The following is a 17,783-nucleotide window of genomic DNA, read 5'->3' as shown; positions in this document are numbered from 1 at the left end:
ACCACAATTCTTTAGTTAGCGAGGGCGACTTTCATTTGCTCCGCTACTTTATCTACTTTACCTAGGCCGATGATGACTTGCAGGCCACCTTTACCAATACAAACTACACCTGCTGCCCCGAGCTGTTTTAGTTTTGCTTCGTCAGCCAGTGAGGAATCTTTTACGGTTAAGCGTAGGCGGGTAATACAGTTGTCTACCTCTAGGAGGTTATCTGCACCACCGATAGCGGCAATGTAATCTTTTGCAAGTTCGCCAACGTTTTCTGTTACTTCCTTCTCCATGTCTTCGCCACGACCCGGAGTGCGCAGGTTGAACTTAACGATCGCGAAGCGGAATATCGTGTAGTACAGAGCGAAGAACACTAAACCTTGTGGGATCAACATGTACCATTTGGTTGCTAGTGGATTTTGGCTTGAAAGCACAAAGTCTACGAACCCAGCGGAGAAACCGAAGCCTGCCATCCATTGCATGCTTGCAGCAATGTACATAGAAATGCCCGTTAGTACTGCGTGGATTAGGTAAAGCACAGGCGCTAGGAACATAAAGCTGAACTCTAGTGGCTCGGTGATGCCTGTGAAGAAAGACGCCATTGCAGCGGCAAGCATGATAGAAAATACTTTGTTTTTGTTCTCTTTATCTGCGCAGTGGTACATCGCAAGCGCAGCGCCCGGCAGACCAAACATCATGATAGGGAAGAAGCCTGCTTGGTACATACCAGTTTGGCCAACAACCGCAGTGCCATTCGCAATAGATTGTGCACCACCGAGGAAGTTTGGAATGTCATTAATCCCAACTACATCAAACCAGAACACTGGGTAAAGCGCGTGGTGCATGCCGATGGTCAGCATCAGGCGGTTGAAGAAACCAAAAAGACCGGCACCGACAGCGCCCATTGCTTCCAACTTAGTGCCGAAAATGATCAGTGCATCGTAAATCACAGGCCAAACGTAAAGCAGAACGAAGGCCAATGCCATACCAGCAATGGAAGTTAGGATCGGAACTAGGCGTTTTCCACTGAAGAACGCTAATGCCTTAGGTAACTCGACTCCAGAGTAACGGTTGTAAATCTCCGCTGAGATTATGCCGACTAAGATACCGATAAACTGGTTATTAATCTTGTTGAACGCATCAGGCACCTCATCTGCTGTGATGCCCATCAGTTGAGTGACCGCTCCTGGCGCAAGCAATGTGGTTAAAACCATAAAACAAATAAAGCCGGAAAGTGCGGCAGAGCCATTCTTGTCTCTGCTTAGACCAAAAGCAACACCGACGGCAAATAGCACTGCCATGTTATCGATGATGGCACCACCAGATTTGATTAGAAATGCGGCCAGTACGCTTTCTGAGCCCCACCCAACAGGGTCAATCCAGTATCCTATGCCCATCAAGATTGCCGCAGCGGGTAGTGTCGCTACGGGAACCATCAACGCCTTACCGACTTTTTGCATGTAGCCGAGTATATTCATATTTGCCCCTATAATTTTTAATGCCTCCCAGAATATGATCTATGCTGGAAATTGGCGTTTTTATTAAGTTTCTAGGGACTATTTGAAACTTAATTATCGACGCAAACAAACGAATTCACTACTATCATGAATTAATATTTTTAATGCATGGTGTGTCATGGCTAACCAACAATTACTGCTTAGGAATCTTCATACCTTTAGTATCGCAGCGAAGCACCTTAGTTTTACTCATGCAGCGAAGGAGTTGCATTTAACCCAAGGTGCGGTTAGTCATCGCATTAAAGTACTCGAGCAAGAGCTGGGTTTTACCTTGTTCGTTCGCGGTACGAGAAAGCTTGAGCTGACAGAGGAAGGGCGTCGTTTTCAAAAGACGTTATCTACATCGCTCAGTACCATTTTTAATGAGATTGAAGAAATAAAGTCGACGGATTTAGTGGGCGAGATAAACATTGCCGCCTCTCCTGGATTCTTAAACGGTTGGTTAATGCCAAGGGTTGCGGACTTTAAGCGCCATTACTCAGGTTTCAATCTCAATCTATTTGCGCAAGAAAGTCAGTTAGATCTTGTAACAAATCAGATCGATGTGGCTATTTTTTATGATACTGAGCACCTTGTTGATGTTTATCGTCAGCGATTGTTTGGTGAAAAGTACATTCCTGTTTGCACACCACAGTACATGAAAGAGATGAATATTTTAGAAGATGGGCTCGCCTCTCTACACCGTATTAATTTTATTCATGCATTAGGCTCTGACGTATGGCAGAGGTGGGTGTCTCACATGGCATTAGATGTGGATGTTTTCCAAAACTTTTATTGTGTTAGTCACCGTGATATGGCTGTGTTAGCCGCGAGAAACAATGTTGGTGTTGCGATGGGACGCTATCGGTTTGTCAAAGATCTCTTAGACAAAGGAGAACTAGTGAGCCCTTACCCTACGATGGATACTCAGCAGGGGTATGATTTACTCTGTCCATCTGGGTATGAGCACCGCCCTAAAGTGAAGACTTTCATTTCATGGGTGGAGAGCCAACTTAGTTGATTTAGCAATGAATTAGTCGAAAAGGGAATTTCGAATCCTTATAACTCTGAATCATAATTATGCTTAAAGATTAAGAAATAAAGCATAAGGTTCAGGATGATAAAATTAGCTTTGGTGGCAGCGGTGTTGCTACAAATTGGCCTTGCGATGAGCACTGAGGGACTAACGCGCTCATTGGCTGAGCTAACCGCCTTTCTGGTCGCGATAGCTTTAGTGTTGGTACACAAAAACCAGAGCGCGAAAAAAGCAGAGCTCACCCAGCCACAGAAAGTTAATTAAGGTTTAGCTCAGCAGTAGCCAACCGAGTGATGTTGTAGAAATCAGCACCCACAGTGTGACACCAAACAATAATGGTTTTGCCCCTGCCGACTTCAGCTTCGATACTGAAATACTGCAACCAATCAAGAACAGACACACCACAAGAGCTTGCTTAGCAATAGCAAAGATGCCTTGATACACCACTTCAAATTGCGGGAAGAAGTCGCTGAATGCAATAGCAGCGCAGTACCAGAAAATGAAGTAAGGAATCACTAACTTGCTTTTACCTTCTTTACCGTTTCCACGAGAAAAGATCACGGCACTAACTAGTGCGACAGGAATGATCCACAATGCGCGAGCAAGCTTCAATGTGGTTGCGGTAGTCAATGCTTCTTCACCGTAAGCAGATGCCGCACCCACAACGGAAGAGGTATCGTGAATTGCAATCGCAGCCCACGTTCCGAACGTATGCTGATCCAAACCAATAGCGTGACCAATTACAGGGAAGATAAACAGCGCCAGTGAGTTCAGAACGAAAACCGTTGCAAGTGCAAGACCGATTTGTTCGTCCTTTGCTTTGATCGCTGGAGCGACAGCAGCAATCGCACTACCACCACAAATGGCAGTACCAGAAGCAATCAAATACGCCGTTGTGCGTTCAAGTTTTATTGCTTTGGCAATCATCATGCCGATCACAAGTGTGCCAAGGATGGTCGCGATGATTAGACCTATTCCATCAGACGTGACCGCGAGCGCTTGGTCAAAGTGAATCCCAAAGCCCAAACCAATAATGGAATAAGAAAGCAGCTTCTTGGTAAATGAAGCAATAGGAAGCTCTGTCGGTACTAGGCTAAAACTCGCCAAAAGAAAACCGATCACAAGCGCGATAGGAGAGGACACAAAAGGGGTTAAACAAAACAGCAGTGCCAATCCAAAGGGGATATTCTTTGTATTCAAGGGTGTCTTCGTTGTAGTGAGTTAAAGCGCAGAGTATATCGTAACGCCTATGGTCAGAAAGTCTTAATGAATTGAACGTGCGTTCAGAAAAACTAAACGCATGTTCAAAAATTAAGAATTGTTCTGTTTGAGTTTAGCGCCAGTCGCCGCGAAGTGCTTTTACTTTCTCAAACATAGCTTGTGCTGTGGCATGTTTTGGATCGACAGGTGTACCAGCTTCGATTTCCAGTCTAGACCAGAAACGCGTTGGTAAGCCCTTACATGCTCGGCCTTTTGCGCGACTGAAGTAGCTGCCCCATAAGCCTTTCAACGCCATTGGTATCACTGGAACAGGGCTACGACGAAGGATGATGTCTATACCGCGCATAAACTCGTTCATCTCACCATCTGATGTCAAACGACCTTCAGGGAAAATACACACAATATGCCCCTCACTTAGTGCCGCCTCAACATCACTGAATGCACGACGAATAGAAGTGCGATTGCTGGCCGAGATCGGAATCACACCAGCTCGGCGAAGAAAACGTCGTAGAGGTGGAAGGTTGGCGTAATCTTCTTCCATCACAAAGCGAATCAAGCGTGGGCAAACCGCACTTAATAGTAGCGAGTCCATATAACTCACATGATTACATACGATTAATGCACCACCATGCTCAGGAAGGTGGTGCAAATTCTTGTGTTTCACGCGGTAAATCGTGTGAGTGACTACCCACATAGCAAAGCGCACAACGAAAATTGGGATTTGCAGGAAAATGTATGCCGCAACTAAGAAATTTAAAACAGCCAATAGAGCGAACAATTGAGGGATGGTCATTTCAAGCACGCTTAGGCAGACGATACCCAATATTGCGCTACCCACCATAAACAACGAGTTAAAGATGTTTAGCCCCGCAATGACTTGTGCTCGCTCTGCCTCTTTTGCTCTGTGTTGCATAAGCGCGTACAGCGGTACGATGAACAAGCCGCCAGAGATTCCGATCATTAGTAGATAGAAGAACAGCGGCCAAAAAGCGTCGAAGCTTACAAACTCAACAAAGGTATGAAATCGAGGTAAGTCTGTAGGAATAGATGTCGCCATCAAGAAGCCGAATATGGTGATACCTAGAGCACCAATCGGTACGATTCCTACTTCAATTCTGTGGTTTGAGAGCCAGTTACAGGCCATTGAGCCAACAGCAATACCGACCGAGAACAAAGCTAACAGAAATGAAACCGCGCTCTCTGTACCATTCAAATACTCTTTCGTGAAATTAGGGAACTGGGTGAGGTAAGCCGCGCCTAAGAACCAGAACCAGCTGATTGCCATGATGCATTGGAAGACGATGCGGTCAGACTTGGCAATAGAAAGCGTGTGTTTGGTTTGTTTGTATGGCTGCCATTTAAATTGAATATCGGGAGCGCTAGCGGAAGCAAAGGGAATTGAACGGCTTGATAAGTAGCCAAGAAGGGCAAAGATAACCACACAAAATGCAGCAAGGTATTTAGCGTTATCTGCGGAAGCAATCAGCCCTGCGCCTAGTGTACCGATCAAAATAGCAATAAAGGTACCAGCTTCTACTAGTGCATTGCCCGGAACGAGTTCTTTCTCGTTAAGTTGTTGTGGTAGCAATGCATATTTGACTGGGCCGAAGAATGCTGACTGCGTGCCCATCAGGAATAACAGTAGGAGTAAAACACCGTAGCTCTCGGTAATGAAACCTATAGCCCCAAGCAACATTATGCCTATCTCGAACAGTTTTACCTTGCGGATAAACCAAGATTTTTCATACTTATCGGCCAGCACCCCTGCTGATGCGGAAAATAGAAAGAACGGGAGGATGAACAAGCCAGCGGCTAAGTTGATAAATAAGTTGCTAGAAACGGGCAGTGCACTAGACCCCGCAAAGGCGACAAACAGCAACAGCACATTTTTGAAGATATTGTCGTTGAAAGCACCAAAAAACTGGGTAATAAAATAGGGAAGGAACTTTCGTTGCCTAAGCAAGGACGACTGGCTGTCTGATGACATGAATAATCCTTTATTACCAGCTGATCAGATAGTTTGAAATCAGGTTATCAATAAGCTCTTTACCATCAATAGGTTCACTAGAGAAAAACTTATCATCAACGCTTAGTAGCGTGATTCCATGTACTCCGGACCACAATACGCGACTCGCTTGAAGTACTTCAGACTCAGTACGGTGCGGTGCGATTTGAGCAAGTAAGGATTCTAGCATGCCAGTCATACCGTCGATGCGTTTTGCATGCCATTCAGGAAGTTCTGCGCCATTCATATTGTGCTCAAAAACTAACTGCCAACGATGTGGGTGTTTTTGCGCGAAATCGTGATAACAATAAGCCAGTTCAAATAAGGCCTGGTGGGCATCTTTACTGTTCTTGGTCGCTTTCACTGCTTCTTGTTGTAGCTCATCTAACGTTTGAGCAACCGCGTGTAAAAGCAACAAGTTATAGTTGCCGAAAATGTTTACTAAAGTGCTTGGCACGTAACCAATCATGTTAGCAATCTTACGAAGACTGAGCTCGTGGTAAGAGTTTTCGTCTAAAAAGTCTTTGACCGTAGTAAGGGTCAAGTTGACTAACTCTTCTCTGGTGTGATCGTTTCTGCGCGCCATAATCTAAAACTACTTATTGAACAACGTTCAATATGATAGACAGCTACTGAATCACCGTCAATAACACAAACCAGTCAGAAACCTATTGCTTGGCAATATTCTGATACATGTCTTCTATTATGGAATGTTTCATTGTTGTATCTGACGGAGTATGATGGTTACATCTCATATTTAGCGTGCTACTGATATGGATGCTTGTTTGCTTCATCATCAATCAGCATGATTAAGTACATATCGTCAATTTTAAGGATAACGATGAAACGTTTATTTTCGATTGTCGCCCTACTGATGTTTACTGTTGCCGTAACGCCTATCGCAGAAGCGAAGAAATTTGGTGGTGGTAAGTCTTTTGGTAAGAGTTACAAAACCGCGCCTGCTCCTAAACAGCAGCAACAAAACACAAACACCATTGGTAAAGAACAAGGTGCTAAATCATCAAGCAAAAAAGGTTTGATGGGCGGCTTACTTGGTGGTCTTCTTGCTGGTGGTCTTCTGGCAGCATTCTTTGGTGGTGCGTTTGAAGGTATCCAGTTTATGGATATCCTAATTATTGGTTTGATCGCATTCGTTATCTTCAAACTGATGCGAGGCATGCTTGGTGCTAAGCAGGGCAGTATGAATCAGCATCGTCAGCAGCCAGCCTTTGGTGGTAACAACACTAAGTTCGAGCAGCCAAACATGCAGAATTTTGAACAACAACCAAACACAAATGCTGGTGGCTTTGGTGGTTTCGGCGCACAAACTGATATCCCGCATAACTACCCACCGGGTTTTGACCAATCGGCATTCATCAACGGCTCTCGTGAGCACTACCGAATCCTGCAAGGTGCTTGGAACCACAATCAGCTGCACACGATTGAAGAATACGTTTCGGCAAGCCTGTTTGAAGACTTGAAAGCAGAACGTGCGAAGTTAGATGGTGAGCAGCACACAGATGTGATGTACGTTGATGCTGAAATTGTTCGTGCAGATTATGACGCAAGTAAGGCACAGCTCAGCTTACAGTTCAGTGGTCGTTACCGTGATGCTGAAGAAGGTGTCGAAGAAGAAATCGAAGATATCTGGCACCTAGAGCGTGACCTAACTGTGCCAAATGCACCGTGGTTGATCGTCGGTATTCAAGGTTAATTATCTTAAGTATTCAATTTAGTCTTAATAAAATCCCGCTTTCGTGCGGGATTTTTTATGCCTGAAGATCAGAGACTCTAAATCTATCGAGACAATACGAGTGGTTGAAGTCGACTTTAATAGGGTTGTTATGAGGCAGCGATGAGTCGCACAGTAGGGAATGGTGAAGGTAAAGCTAACGCTAACGGAGATGATCAATGGCTTGATTCCATTGACCTAAATAAACCAACTAACACTTGGATTCCCTCTCAAGCAGAGCTAGTTAAAAGTACCTAGGTGTCGTACTACTTAACGAAAGATCACTAAGAATCGCGCGTTGAGTGAGGCTAGATTTAGCCAAATAGTTAGGTAAGCCATTGAAAAAATAGAGCTATAGAACGAAAAAAGCCAGCTCAATGAGCTGGCTTTTTCAATATGGTGGAGGGGGACGGATTCGAACCATCGAAGGCAGTGCCGGCAGATTTACAGTCTGCTCCCTTTGGCCACTCGGGAACCCCTCCAGGGTGTTTTTATACTTAGATGTTAGTTTCCCAACCTAGCTTCTAAGTTGTTCTCATGTTCAAGGAAAACATAAGAAAGAATATGGTGGAGGGGGACGGATTCGAACCATCGAAGGCAGTGCCGGCAGATTTACAGTCTGCTCCCTTTGGCCACTCGGGAACCCCTCCAGGGTGTTTTTATACTTAGATGTTAGTTTCCCAACCTAGCTTCTAAGTTGTTCTCATGTTCAAGGAAAACATAAGAAAGAATATGGTGGAGGGGGACGGATTCGAACCATCGAAGGCAGTGCCGGCAGATTTACAGTCTGCTCCCTTTGGCCACTCGGGAACCCCTCCAGGGTGTTTTTATACTTAGATGTTAGTTTCCCAACCTAGCTTCCAAGTTGTTCTCACGTTTAAAGGAAAAACATAAGAAAGAATATGGTGGAGGGGGACGGATTCGAACCATCGAAGGCAGTGCCGGCAGATTTACAGTCTGCTCCCTTTGGCCACTCGGGAACCCCTCCAGGGTGTTTTTATACTTAGATGTTAGTTTCCCAACCTAGCTTCCAAGTTGTTCTCACGTTTAAAGGAAAAACATAAGAAAGAATATGGTGGAGGGGGACGGATTCGAACCATCGAAGGCAGTGCCGGCAGATTTACAGTCTGCTCCCTTTGGCCACTCGGGAACCCCTCCAGGGTGTTTTTATACTTAGATGTTAGTTTCCCAACCTAGCTTCCAAGTTGTTCTCATGTTCAAAGGAAAAACATAAGAAAGAATATGGTGGAGGGGGACGGATTCGAACCATCGAAGGCAGTGCCGGCAGATTTACAGTCTGCTCCCTTTGGCCACTCGGGAACCCCTCCAGGGTATTTTTATACTTAAGATTTGTTTTCCCAACACATCTCTCAAGTGCGGAGCGCATCATAGCAAACTCGCTCCGGCTGTAAAGCGTTTTTCTTACGTTTTTACGTTGAATGCTGCCTTTTTGGGCAAAGATGGTAGAAAGTCAGCGTTTTGTATGTCGTTTATACAAAAGGAAAACCTTCTTTTTACTTGAATTTACACTACTTGACGTTAGAGGACGTATCTACTGATAAACTGTATTCAGTTTAATGACATAAGTTTATTCGATTAATAGTCAAGATTATGAGTATGAGAGCCACTTTATCTGTTTTAACGCTTTCTATTTTAATGGCTTCGCCAGTAGCTTTTGCTGCCAAACGTGGTCCATCTACAGTTACGGTAGTAACTGAACAAGTAGAAACGCATGAAATTAACCAATCTCTGTCGTTGATCGGCAAGTTAGAAGCGGCCGAATCCGTAGTGGTTGCTTCTGAAGTCGCTGGCAAGGTGAAAAAAATCGCCGTTAACGCCAATCAAAACGTTCAGCAAAACCAGCTTTTGATTCAACTTAACGATGATAAAGCACAAGCTGCCTTAATAGAGGCAAAAGCATACCTAAAAGATGAACAGCGTAAGTTAAAAGAGTTTCAGCGTTTGGTTAAACGTAATGCGATTACCCAAACTGAAATTGATGGGCAAAAGGCGAGTGTTGAAATTGCACAAGCGCGTCTAGATGCCGCTAAAGCTAACTTATTGGATCTTCATATTAGTGCACCTTTTGCCGGTACCGTTGGTTTTATTGATTTTAGCAAAGGTAAAATGGTCAGCGCTGGTTCTGAATTATTGACGCTTGATGACCTCTCTGTCATGGAATTGGATCTTCAAGTTCCTGAACGTTACCTATCGATGTTGTCGGTCGGTATGGAAGTGCATGCCACCACCAGTGCTTGGAATAATCAAGAATTCGTGGGTAAGGTAACAGGTATTGATACGCGAATTAGTGCTGAAACCTTAAACTTACGTGTTCGTATCGAATTTGATAACCCAGAAAATCACTTAAAACCTGGCATGCTGATGAATGCATCGTTGGCATTTCCTGCGATTAAAGCGCCAATCATTCCGGTTCAAGCTCTTGAGTATTCAGGTACTAAGCGTTTTGTATACGTGATTGATGAAGACAATAAAGCAATGCGTCAGGAGGTCTTTCTAGGAGCGCGTGTTGATAATGAGGTTGTGATCGAATCGGGTGTTGAGATCGGCGACAAAATAGTGGTTCAAGGCATCGTAAATATGCGTGATGGCGTTGAAGTCGCTGAAATTGTCGCGCCAACTCAATCGAAAAGTGCACATGCTGCAGATGCAGAAGGCAAAGCGGCTAAGGAAGCGAACTAATGTTACTTTCTGACGTTTCCGTAAAGCGCCCTGTCGCTGCGCTGGTATTGAGTATGCTGCTGTGTGTATTCGGCTTTGTGTCGTTTACTAAACTTGCAGTCCGTGAAATGCCAGACATCGAAAGCCCAGTGGTTTCGATCAGCACACGTTATGAAGGCGCCTCTGCCACCATTATCGAGAGCCAAATAACGTCGGTATTGGAAGACCAGCTTTCTGGTATCAGTGGTATCGACGAAATTAGCTCGACGACGCGCAACAGTATGTCGCGCATCACCATCACCTTTGAATTGGGTTATGACCTTAATACGGGCGTAAGTGATGTTCGTGATGCGGTGGCTCGTGCTCAGCGTTCATTACCGGACGAAGCCGACGACCCTGTGGTCTTTAAGAACAACGGTTCGGGCGAAGCTTCCCTCTATATTAACCTTAGCTCGTCTGAAATGGACCGAACCCAGCTAACAGACTACGCGGAACGTGTTCTGATGGACCGTTTCAGTCTGATCTCTGGTGTAAGTTCTATCGACTTGTCTGGTGGCTTGTACAAAGTAATGTATGTGAAGCTTAAACCAGACCTGATGGCGGGTCGCTCGGTTACAGCATCTGATATTACGACAGCATTACGAAGTGAAAACTTGGAAAGTCCAGGTGGTGAGGTTCGTAACGATTCAACCGTCATGTCAGTTCGTACAGCACGTTCGTACAATACGCCAGAAGACTTTCAATATCTTGTTGTGAAACGTGCTAGCGATAACACGCCTATTTATTTGAAAGATGTGGCGGACGTATTCATTGGTGCGGAAAACGAAAACTCAACCTTTAAGAGTGATGGTGTAGTCAACATTAGCTTAGGCGTCGTTCCGCAATCAGACGCTAACCCACTAGAAGTGGCACAGGCGGTGCGTTCAGAAGTAGATAAGATTCAGAAGTTCTTACCGGACGGTACTCGTCTGGCCATAGACTATGATGCCACAGTATTTATTGAACGCTCGATTGATGAGGTATACAGCACGCTCTTTATTACGGGTGGTCTGGTTATTTTAGTCCTCTATATTTTTATCGGTCAGGCGCGCGCTACATTGATTCCTGCGGTGACGGTACCAGTCTCACTAATTTCTTCATTCATTGCGGCTTACTACTTCGGCTTCTCTATCAACCTAATCACCCTGATGGCGCTTATCCTATCTATCGGTCTAGTTGTGGATGATGCGATTGTTGTTGTAGAGAACATCTTCCACCATATTGAGCGCGGCGAATCACCACTGCTGGCGGCTTATAAAGGCACAAGAGAAGTCGGATTTGCCGTTGTTGCTACGACCTTGGTTCTGGTGATGGTCTTCCTGCCGATTTCTTTTATGGATGGCATGGTAGGTCTGCTATTTACTGAGTTCTCAGTATTGTTGGCAATGTCAGTGATTTTCTCATCTTTGATTGCATTAACGCTGACTCCAGTGCTCGGTAGTCAGATCCTAAAAGCGAATGTGAAGCCGAATCGATTCAACCAAGCGGTCGATAAATTGTTTGCCAAGCTAGAGGCTGGTTACCGAAAAGCGCTGCGTGGTGCATTGAAGGTTCGTTGGGCTGCGCCTTTGGTTATCCTTGCGTGTATGGGAGGCAGTTATGGTTTGATGAATCAAGTGCCTGCACAGCTAACGCCACAAGAAGACCGAGGGGTTATCTTTGCTTTTGTTCGTGGTGCAGATGCGACTTCCTACAACCGAATGTCGGCGAACATGGACATCGTAGAAGATCGGTTGATGCCATTGTTGGGACAAGGTTTCCTGAAATCATTCAGTATTCAAACACCAGCATTTGGTGGGCAAGCGGGTGACCAAACTGGCTTCGTTATCATGATTTTAGAAGACTGGAACGAGCGAGATGTGACGGCACAAGAAGCACTCAACCAAGTTCGTAAGTCATTGGCCGGTATTCCAGACGTTCGTGTCTTCCCATTCATGCCGGGTTTCCGTGGTGGTTCTAGCGAACCTGTGCAGTTTGTTCTTGGTGGCTCTGATTACGATGAGTTGTTGGTCTGGGCTGAAATGCTCAAGAACACAGCTGAAGAGTCACCAATGATGGAAGGTGCGGAAATCGACTACTCAGAGAAAACACCAGAGCTTTTGGTGTCAGTGGACAAGCGCCGTGCTGCTGAACTTGGAGTGAGTGTACAAGACATCTCTGAAACTCTAGAAATCATGCTTGGTGGTAAGAGTGAAACCACTTACGTTGACCGTGGTGAAGAATATGATGTTTACCTTCGAGGTGACGAAAACAGCTTCAATAACGCGGCTGATTTGAGCCAGATTTACTTACGCACCAACAGCGGTGAGCTAGTGACCCTAGATACGGTTACTAAAGTCGAAGAAGTGGCGGCATCAATTCGTCTGTCCCACTACAACAAACAGAAGTCGATCACCATTACTGCTAACCTATCGGAAGGTTACACCCTAGGTGAGGCGCTAGATTTCTTAGATCAAGAAGCGATTGATAACCTGCCGGGTGATATTTCGGTCAGTTACTCTGGTGAGTCGAAAGACTTTAAAGAAAACCAAGCCAGTGTTGCCGTTGTATTTGCCTTGGCATTACTTGTTGCATACCTAGTATTGGCAGCGCAGTTTGAAAGCTTCGTCAACCCACTGGTGGTAATGTTCACCGTGCCTATGGGCGTATTTGGTGGCTTCCTTGGGTTGGTCGTCATGAGTCAAGGAATGAACATCTACAGCCAAATCGGCATGATTATGTTGATCGGTATGGTAACCAAAAACGGTATTTTGATCGTTGAGTTTGCTAACCAGCTACGTGACCGTGGTATCGAGTTTGAAAAAGCGATCACTGATGCGGCAGCTCGCCGTCTGCGTCCTATCATGATGACGGCATTTACTACGCTAGCTGGTGCTATTCCTTTGATCATGTCAACAGGAGCAGGTTATGAAAGCCGTGTGGCCGTCGGTACCGTTATCTTCTTCGGTATGGGGTTTGCGACATTAGTTACACTGTTTGTTATCCCTGCGATGTATCGATTGATCTCTGCGAAGACGCGTTCCCCTGGTTATGTTGAAGCTGAGCTGAATAAAGCGCTTAGCCATGATACGAAGGGACGTATCGCGCACCCTTAACCAAACTTTAAAACACAAAAGCCTGCGAAATGAACTGACCCCCAATAGTTGGACACTAATTATTGGGGGTCTTTTTATGTCCAAATATAGCCGCGAGCTAAAATGTGTCATTGCTAAACAATGCTTAAATGGTACGTCATCTAGTTATTTAGAAAAGCAATATTCAGTTTCTTCGAGACAGATTCGGTATTGGGCCCAAGTTTTTGCTATCCATGGTGCAGTTTCATTTTTACCAACTAAACATGCTGTTTCTGCTCAAACAAAGCTAAAAGCATTAAATTTAATGTGGACGAATGACTGGTCTCTCTCGCACACTAGCGCAGTATTTAACCTCTCGTCCCCTGGGATACTTTCTGTCTGGCTCAAAAGATTTAACGAGCTCGGTATCAAAGGGCTCAAAATTCGCCAGAAAGGAAGACCTTCAATGAAACAGCAGCCTCAACGTACCACTAAACCAGATAATGAAATGACACTTGAGGAGCTAAGAGAGGAGTTGGTCTACTTACGAACTGAGAATGCTGTTCTAAAAAAGTTAGAAGAGTTGGAGCAAGAAAAGAACCGTCGAACAAAGAAAAAGCGGTCATAGCTCTAACTCTTAAAGGTAAGTACCCACTGAAGCACCTGCTGCAAACTCTGCAACTGGCGAAAAGTGTCTTTTATTATCAGGCTCAAGCGACCAAGCGTACTGATAGTTACGAAAGTGAACTGCGGTTGATAAAGTCAATTTATCATGAGCATAAGGGGCGATACGGCTACCGCCGTATTCACTTGGAACTAAAAAAGCGAGGCTTCATGTTGAATCACAAGACGGTTCAAAGGCTTATGGCTCAGCTAAACCTTAAATCAACGGTCAGGATTAAAAAGTACCGTTCATATCGAGGTGAGTCTGGAAGAACGGCTCCCAACATACTTGAAAGAGATTTTAGTGCGTCCCAGCCAGATGAAAAGTGGGTAACTGACGTTACGGAGTTCAAAGTCAAAGAGCAGAAAGTGTACTTGTCTCCGGTTGTCGACTTGTTTACTCAAGAGGTGGTTGCTTATAGAGTAGCTAAAAATGCCTGTTTGCCGCTTGTCATTGATATGTTGACGGAAGCGATATCAAAGCTTAGACCGAACTCAAAGCCAATTATACATAGCGATCAAGGTTGGCAATATCGGCATCGACAATATCAGCAAAAAATCAAAGAGAGTGGGTTAATACAAAGTATGTCGAGAAGAGGTAACTGCTTGGATAATGCTGTTGCAGAAAATGTTTTTGCTTTACTTAAAACAGAGATGTATCACAACCAGAGCTTTGAAGATGCAGATACTCTGATAGAGCAAATTAAAGAATACATCGAGTACTACAATACCAAACATATAAAGGTGAAGCTAAAAGGCCTGACTCCGATAGAGTATCGAACTCAGGCCTTGAAAGCCGCTTAACAGAAATGTCCAACTTTACGGGGTCACTTCATCACGTCCGGCTTTTCTTTGTCTCCAATTTTGGGTTTTATAACCAGCTTGGAGTGTTCGATTAGAAGCGTTTACCCAAGCTCACTTGCACGCCTTCATAGCTGTCGTAGAAGTCATCAAAGCCCATGTCTGCAACGTTGTAGATGTATTCTGCACGTAGCCAAATATCTTTACTCATATCCCAATGGACACCTGCACCAATGTTGAATAGTGCACCAGAATCGTCTGTGACTTTTTGTTCGTTTGGAACATACATTTCAGCTTGAGTGCCAAGCGCGGTTACGCGGCCAAATAGTGACAGTGGCGTATCGCCTAAGTTATCACTCGTTACAACAGCAGACATACCTGCTTGGTAATAGTGAAGGTCTAAGTCAGTTTTTAGAGCATCATTCTTAAGTTCATTTTGTGAATAACGCAGTACCCCTTCAAATGCGAGGTATTGGTTTACATGGTAACCCCAGCCAACCGTAATGTGAGGTGTCGACCAGCCATTGTCGCGATCAGAACCAAAATTCGGAGTGTCAAAACCAACATTACCTGTGCCTAGGTATAAGTAGGATTGGTGAGTTTGCTCTTGAGCTGCGAAAGTTGGCAGACTCAGGGTCAGTGCCGATAATATTAGAATGGCGTTTTTCATAACTTGGCGATAACCTTTGTGAAGAACTGTTTTTAGAATTAGTATTAATTTAATCAATAAGATAAGTGGCAGTTATCATATCAGTCTTTTGGGTGAGTATGCGATGTTGAGCGAAAATTTGTTGTGATGGCGCAAGTTTTAAGCAGATCAAACTCGCTCATTTCTCTGCTATGAGCTGTGAGATAAATAAAAGGAAAGTAAAGTGGCTGAATTCAAATACAAAAATCTAACTCAAGAAGAACAAGACAAGCTGGACGCGGCAACATTTCGTCGTCTTCTTGCACATTTAGATGCAAACAAAGACGTGCAAAACATCGACCTTATGATCCTTGCTGGTTTCTGTCGTAACTGTTTCAGCAAATGGTACAAGGCAGAAGCGGAAGATCTTGGTTTGGATATCGACATCGATGATGCTCGTGAGCGCGTTTATGGTATGACTTACGATGAATGGAAACAAAACCACCAGCCAAAAGCGACACCAGAACAGTTGGCGGCATTTGAAGCGCGTCAGAAAAAGTAATAGACACCATTTAAGCAGATACAAAACAGCCCGCTCATTTCAGCGGGCTGTTGCTTTATTCTCAGCGAAAATCACTCAGTGATTGGGCCGCAACATGCGGGTTCCACACAGCCTTCTGCTTGAATAATCTCAAGTTGAGCAAGATACGGTTGGATATCACCGATGTTCTCTTTTACCCAATCAGTGTTGTAGTAAGTATCTAGGTAGCGTTCTCCAGAGTCACAAAGCAAAGTAACGATAGAGCCGTTCTCACCACGCTTTTTCATCTCACATGCAAGCTGTAACACGCCGTACAGGTTGGTACCTGTCGATGCGCCAACTTTACGACCAATCAGACCTGATAGCCAATGTGCTGTCGCCACGCTTGCTGCATCAGGGATTCTACGCATTTCGTCTACGACACCAGCAATGAAGCTCGGCTCAACACGTGGGCGACCGATACCTTCGATTTTGCTGCCATTTTTACCTTTGATATTGGCATTACCAGACTGGAAGTAGTCAAAGAATACTGAGTTCTCAGGGTCAACAACACACAGTTTTGTGTCGTATTTTTGGTAACGGATAAAGCGACCAATCGTTGCAGATGTACCGCCAGTACCTGGGCTCATCACAACCCAACTTGGGATTGGGTGATCTTCTAGCTCCATTTGGCTAAAGATAGAGTTCGCAATGTTGTTGTTACCACGCCAGTCGGTTGCGCGCTCTGCGTAAGTAAATTGGTCCATGTAGTGACCGTTTAGCTCTTTCGCTAGGCGACGAGACTCGTCATAAATTTGGTCTGAACGGTCAACAAGGTGCGCTTTACCGCCGTAGAATTCGATTTGTTCAATTTTCTTGCGTGCTGTGGTTTTTGGCATTACTGCGATAAACGGTAAGCCAAGTAGACGCGCGAAGTACGCTTCAGAAACCGCTGTACTGCCTGATGATGCTTCGATCACCGTGGTTTCTGGACCAACCCAGCCGTTACAAATTGCATAAAGGAATAGCGAACGCGCTAAACGGTGCTTTAATGAACCTGTAGGGTGTGTGCTTTCATCTTTTAGGTAGATGTCGATGCCTTCAAGAGAAGGAAGATCAAGTTTGAAAAGATGAGTGTCTGCTGAGCGTTGGAAATCAGCTTCAATCTTACGCACTGCGTTGTTGATCCAGTTGTGGTCAGTACACATAACGTGTCTCCTCGGAATTTTGTAGGGTAGTTGTTTTTGTCTATAGGAATAATCTACCTATAAATGTAGAGAAAAACTTTGCTATTATTGTTTTGATATTCACTAATGATAGAAAAAAATTCTACTTTGTAAGGTTTTTATAGGAATGAGCTTAGATAAAATCGACAAGACGTTACTTTCTTTACTTCAAACCGATGGCACCTTGTCTTTGAACGACTTAGCTGAACGGGTGAATTTAACCACAACACCTTGTTGGAAGCGGATGAAGAAGCTAGAAGATGAAGGTTACATAGAAAAGCGAGTCGCGTTGCTGAATGCAGAAAAACTTGATTTGTCATTCATCGCTTTTGTCCAATTAAAGACCAGTGACCACTCTGAAGATTGGTATCACCACTTTGTTACCACAGTGAGTGATTTCCCTGAAGTGATGGAGTTTTATCGTATGGCGGGTGAATACGACTATATGATGAAAGTATTGGTTAAAGACATGAAGTGTTTTGACGAGTTTTACAAGCGGCTCGTCAACAGCGTAAAAGGTTTGTCGAACGTGACATCAACTTTTGCAATGGAACCGATAAAGTACACGACGGAGTTGCCTATTTACGGCGTCTAAATTCCTACCTAAATAAGATATGAGGTCACTCTGTTGACTTCATATTTCCTCAATATCGACACCACACGCCAGCTAAAGTGTGATCGACTGTTTATATTTTA

General features: G+C 44.5%; 16 protein-coding genes and 6 tRNA genes. 10 read left to right on the top strand and 12 right to left on the bottom strand.

Going from position 1 to position 17,783, the window contains the following annotated elements; translation table 11 throughout:
- Positions 1 to 11: 11 nt before the first annotated feature.
- Entirely contained in the window at positions 12 to 1,466 is a 1,455-nt protein-coding gene (nagE, locus tag ITG12_RS06335) for an N-acetylglucosamine-specific PTS transporter subunit IIBC (protein WP_038879443.1), read from the bottom strand.
- A gap of 157 nt (positions 1,467 to 1,623) precedes the next feature.
- Here nagE and ITG12_RS06330 point away from each other — a divergent pair, with 157 nt between their 5' ends.
- The gene (locus tag ITG12_RS06330) at positions 1,624 to 2,505 is read left to right on the top strand and encodes a LysR substrate-binding domain-containing protein (RefSeq protein ID WP_038879445.1); all 882 of its coding nucleotides are present in this window, start codon (positions 1,624 to 1,626) and stop codon (positions 2,503 to 2,505) included.
- A gap of 96 nt (positions 2,506 to 2,601) precedes the next feature.
- The gene (locus tag ITG12_RS06325) at positions 2,602 to 2,784 is read left to right on the top strand and encodes a hypothetical protein (protein ID WP_038865532.1); all 183 of its coding nucleotides are present in this window, start codon (positions 2,602 to 2,604) and stop codon (positions 2,782 to 2,784) included.
- Positions 2,785 to 2,787: 3 nt separating this feature from the next.
- Here ITG12_RS06325 and ITG12_RS06320 read toward each other — a convergent pair whose 3' ends face one another.
- The 3 genes from ITG12_RS06320 to ITG12_RS06310 all read right to left on the bottom strand — a co-directional run bounded on the left by ITG12_RS06320 (position 2,788) and on the right by ITG12_RS06310 (position 6,332).
- Positions 2,788 to 3,693, bottom strand: a complete 906-nt coding sequence (locus ITG12_RS06320) for a putative sulfate exporter family transporter (RefSeq protein ID WP_038879448.1) — start codon at positions 3,691 to 3,693, stop codon at positions 2,788 to 2,790.
- Positions 3,694 to 3,853: 160 nt separating this feature from the next.
- Positions 3,854 to 5,728: an MFS transporter gene (locus tag ITG12_RS06315; protein ID WP_038879450.1), complete on the bottom strand. Its 1,875-nt coding sequence runs from the start codon at positions 5,726 to 5,728 to the stop codon at positions 3,854 to 3,856.
- 13 nt (positions 5,729 to 5,741) lie between these two features.
- On the bottom strand, positions 5,742 to 6,332 hold the full coding sequence (locus ITG12_RS06310) for a TetR-like C-terminal domain-containing protein (RefSeq protein WP_038865527.1): 591 nt from the start codon (positions 6,330 to 6,332) through the stop codon (positions 5,742 to 5,744).
- Positions 6,333 to 6,587: 255 nt separating this feature from the next.
- On the opposite strand from ITG12_RS06310, the gene ITG12_RS06305 reads away from it, so the two are divergent.
- Entirely contained in the window at positions 6,588 to 7,460 is an 873-nt protein-coding gene (locus ITG12_RS06305) for a TIM44-like domain-containing protein (RefSeq protein ID WP_038879452.1), read from the top strand.
- A 141-nt stretch (positions 7,461 to 7,601) separates the two neighbouring features.
- Positions 7,602 to 7,736, top strand: a complete 135-nt coding sequence (locus ITG12_RS27720) for a hypothetical protein (RefSeq protein ID WP_265101992.1) — start codon at positions 7,602 to 7,604, stop codon at positions 7,734 to 7,736.
- A gap of 139 nt (positions 7,737 to 7,875) precedes the next feature.
- On the opposite strand, the gene ITG12_RS06300 is transcribed toward ITG12_RS27720, so the two are convergent.
- The 6 genes from ITG12_RS06300 to ITG12_RS06275 form a co-directional block, all read right to left on the bottom strand.
- A tRNA-Tyr gene (locus tag ITG12_RS06300) sits at positions 7,876 to 7,960 on the bottom strand.
- Between the two features lie 83 nt (positions 7,961 to 8,043).
- Positions 8,044 to 8,128, bottom strand: a tRNA-Tyr gene (locus ITG12_RS06295).
- An 83-nt stretch (positions 8,129 to 8,211) separates the two neighbouring features.
- Positions 8,212 to 8,296: transfer RNA gene (locus tag ITG12_RS06290), tRNA-Tyr, on the bottom strand.
- A gap of 85 nt (positions 8,297 to 8,381) precedes the next feature.
- A tRNA-Tyr gene (locus tag ITG12_RS06285) sits at positions 8,382 to 8,466 on the bottom strand.
- Between the two features lie 85 nt (positions 8,467 to 8,551).
- Positions 8,552 to 8,636: transfer RNA gene (locus ITG12_RS06280), tRNA-Tyr, on the bottom strand.
- An 85-nt stretch (positions 8,637 to 8,721) separates the two neighbouring features.
- Positions 8,722 to 8,806: transfer RNA gene (locus ITG12_RS06275), tRNA-Tyr, on the bottom strand.
- A 283-nt stretch (positions 8,807 to 9,089) separates the two neighbouring features.
- Between ITG12_RS06275 and ITG12_RS06270 the strand changes: the two genes are divergently transcribed.
- The 4 genes from ITG12_RS06270 to ITG12_RS06255 all read left to right on the top strand — a co-directional run bounded on the left by ITG12_RS06270 (position 9,090) and on the right by ITG12_RS06255 (position 14,716).
- Complete coding sequence (locus ITG12_RS06270) at positions 9,090 to 10,178, top strand: efflux RND transporter periplasmic adaptor subunit (RefSeq protein WP_038873962.1); 1,089 nt, start codon at positions 9,090 to 9,092, stop codon at positions 10,176 to 10,178.
- Entirely contained in the window at positions 10,178 to 13,291 is a 3,114-nt protein-coding gene (gene vmeF / locus ITG12_RS06265; protein WP_248873853.1) for a multidrug efflux RND transporter permease subunit VmeF, read from the top strand. Before ITG12_RS06270 ends, vmeF begins: the two co-directional genes overlap by 1 nt.
- 76 nt (positions 13,292 to 13,367) lie before the next feature.
- Positions 13,368 to 13,877 carry a transposase gene (locus ITG12_RS06260; RefSeq protein ID WP_248873852.1) on the top strand — a complete coding sequence of 170 codons (510 nt, stop codon included), beginning with the start codon at positions 13,368 to 13,370 and terminating at the stop codon, positions 13,875 to 13,877.
- Positions 13,874 to 14,716, top strand: coding sequence for an IS3 family transposase (locus ITG12_RS06255; RefSeq protein ID WP_248873950.1), 843 nt, complete (start codon positions 13,874 to 13,876; stop codon positions 14,714 to 14,716). The genes ITG12_RS06260 and ITG12_RS06255 overlap by 4 nt, the downstream gene beginning before the upstream one ends.
- Before the next feature lie 91 nt (positions 14,717 to 14,807).
- Here ITG12_RS06255 and ITG12_RS06250 read toward each other — a convergent pair whose 3' ends face one another.
- Positions 14,808 to 15,383 carry a porin family protein gene (locus ITG12_RS06250; RefSeq protein WP_038875854.1) on the bottom strand — a complete coding sequence of 192 codons (576 nt, stop codon included), beginning with the start codon at positions 15,381 to 15,383 and terminating at the stop codon, positions 14,808 to 14,810.
- Positions 15,384 to 15,585: 202 nt separating this feature from the next.
- On the opposite strand from ITG12_RS06250, the gene ITG12_RS06245 reads away from it, so the two are divergent.
- The gene (locus tag ITG12_RS06245) at positions 15,586 to 15,903 is read left to right on the top strand and encodes a DUF1244 domain-containing protein (RefSeq protein ID WP_248873851.1); all 318 of its coding nucleotides are present in this window, start codon (positions 15,586 to 15,588) and stop codon (positions 15,901 to 15,903) included.
- A 71-nt stretch (positions 15,904 to 15,974) separates the two neighbouring features.
- On the opposite strand, the gene ITG12_RS06240 is transcribed toward ITG12_RS06245, so the two are convergent.
- Positions 15,975 to 17,069: a PLP-dependent cysteine synthase family protein gene (locus ITG12_RS06240; RefSeq protein WP_038875856.1), complete on the bottom strand. Its 1,095-nt coding sequence runs from the start codon at positions 17,067 to 17,069 to the stop codon at positions 15,975 to 15,977.
- Between the two features lie 145 nt (positions 17,070 to 17,214).
- Here ITG12_RS06240 and ITG12_RS06235 point away from each other — a divergent pair, with 145 nt between their 5' ends.
- A complete protein-coding gene (locus tag ITG12_RS06235; protein ID WP_038875858.1) occupies positions 17,215 to 17,682 on the top strand; it encodes an Lrp/AsnC family transcriptional regulator in 468 nt (155 codons plus the stop codon).
- The last annotated feature ends 101 nt before the right edge of the window (positions 17,683 to 17,783 follow it).

This window comes from Vibrio sp. ED002 (assembly GCF_023277445.1).
In the GTDB taxonomy this organism is placed as follows: Bacteria; Pseudomonadota; Gammaproteobacteria; order Enterobacterales; family Vibrionaceae; genus Vibrio; species Vibrio jasicida.
Note: the sequence above shows the minus strand (reverse complement) of the source record. Positions and strands in the feature narration are given on the sequence as shown.

Coding starts and splice junctions, on each gene's coding strand:
- ITG12_RS06305 (WP_038879452.1), top strand. CDS start 6,588: ATGAAACGTTTATTTTCGATTGTCGCCCTACTGATGTTTACTGTTGCC.
- ITG12_RS06270 (WP_038873962.1), top strand. CDS start 9,090: ATGAGTATGAGAGCCACTTTATCTGTTTTAACGCTTTCTATTTTAATG.
- ITG12_RS06315 (WP_038879450.1), bottom strand. CDS start 5,728: ATGTCATCAGACAGCCAGTCGTCCTTGCTTAGGCAACGAAAGTTCCTT.
- vmeF (WP_248873853.1), top strand. CDS start 10,178: ATGTTACTTTCTGACGTTTCCGTAAAGCGCCCTGTCGCTGCGCTGGTA.
- ITG12_RS06310 (WP_038865527.1), bottom strand. CDS start 6,332: ATGGCGCGCAGAAACGATCACACCAGAGAAGAGTTAGTCAACTTGACC.
- ITG12_RS06325 (WP_038865532.1), top strand. CDS start 2,602: ATGATAAAATTAGCTTTGGTGGCAGCGGTGTTGCTACAAATTGGCCTT.
- ITG12_RS06250 (WP_038875854.1), bottom strand. CDS start 15,383: ATGAAAAACGCCATTCTAATATTATCGGCACTGACCCTGAGTCTGCCA.
- ITG12_RS06330 (WP_038879445.1), top strand. CDS start 1,624: ATGGCTAACCAACAATTACTGCTTAGGAATCTTCATACCTTTAGTATC.
- ITG12_RS06260 (WP_248873852.1), top strand. CDS start 13,368: ATGTCCAAATATAGCCGCGAGCTAAAATGTGTCATTGCTAAACAATGC.
- nagE (WP_038879443.1), bottom strand. CDS start 1,466: ATGAATATACTCGGCTACATGCAAAAAGTCGGTAAGGCGTTGATGGTT.
- ITG12_RS06240 (WP_038875856.1), bottom strand. CDS start 17,069: ATGTGTACTGACCACAACTGGATCAACAACGCAGTGCGTAAGATTGAA.
- ITG12_RS27720 (WP_265101992.1), top strand. CDS start 7,602: ATGAGTCGCACAGTAGGGAATGGTGAAGGTAAAGCTAACGCTAACGGA.
- ITG12_RS06235 (WP_038875858.1), top strand. CDS start 17,215: ATGAGCTTAGATAAAATCGACAAGACGTTACTTTCTTTACTTCAAACC.